This is a genomic window from Vibrio sp. 2130-1, from assembly GCF_033339515.1.
Genome location: NZ_JAWOUT010000322.1, coordinates 1 through 676, shown reverse-complemented (window position 1 = coordinate 676; position 676 = coordinate 1). Strand labels below are relative to the sequence as shown.

Annotated in this window: 1 protein-coding gene and 1 pseudogene; both read left to right on the top strand. The window is 48.8% G+C overall.

Annotated features, from left to right (window positions below; translation table 11 throughout):
* On the top strand, window positions 1–547 hold a 547-nt coding region (locus R7Q09_RS25990; RefSeq protein WP_318143926.1), incomplete at its 5' end, for a M20/M25/M40 family metallo-hydrolase.
* 32 nt (window positions 548–579) lie between these two features.
* A pseudogene (locus tag R7Q09_RS25985) lies at window positions 580–676 on the top strand (D-alanyl-D-alanine carboxypeptidase family protein); the annotation flags it as partial.

Genomic DNA, 676 nt, shown 5'->3' with positions numbered 1-676 from the left:
CTACCCTCACCTAGCCAATAACCCTGTTCACGCATCGCTACTTGCCATCCACGAACTGGCAACAACAGAGTGGGATAAAGGCAATGATTACTTCCCGCCAACAAGCTTCCAAATTCCCAATGTATCTGCGGGTACAGGGGCATCTAACGTGATTCCTGGCGAGTTCAACGTTCAATTCAACCTACGTTTTAGCACCGAACTGAACAATGACACTATCGTCCAGCGCGTAACAGAAACACTGGATAAGCATGATCTCAACTACGATCTACATTGGACATTCAATGGCGACCCGTTCTTAACGGACACGGGTGCCCTACTTGATGCTGTGGTCGCTGCCGTAGCGGAAGTGAACAACACTAAACCAGCTCTGCTCACAACGGGGGGTACATCAGACGGACGTTTCATTGCTCGTATGGGCGGTCAAGTTGTTGAGCTTGGGCCTGTCAATGCCACGATTCACAAAGTGAACGAGTGCGTAAAAGTGGACGATCTTGAGAAGTTGACTGACATGTACGAAAACACCTTAAAACACCTACTCGCGAAGTAATCGCACGTAGTTAACCCATTGATGAGCATACCATGACTCCTGCGCAACTCACCGGAACAACCGATTCTCACCTTCAATCAACCATGGTTGGTCAGAAGGCTTTTTTAATGCATCCCGATGTCGCGAACG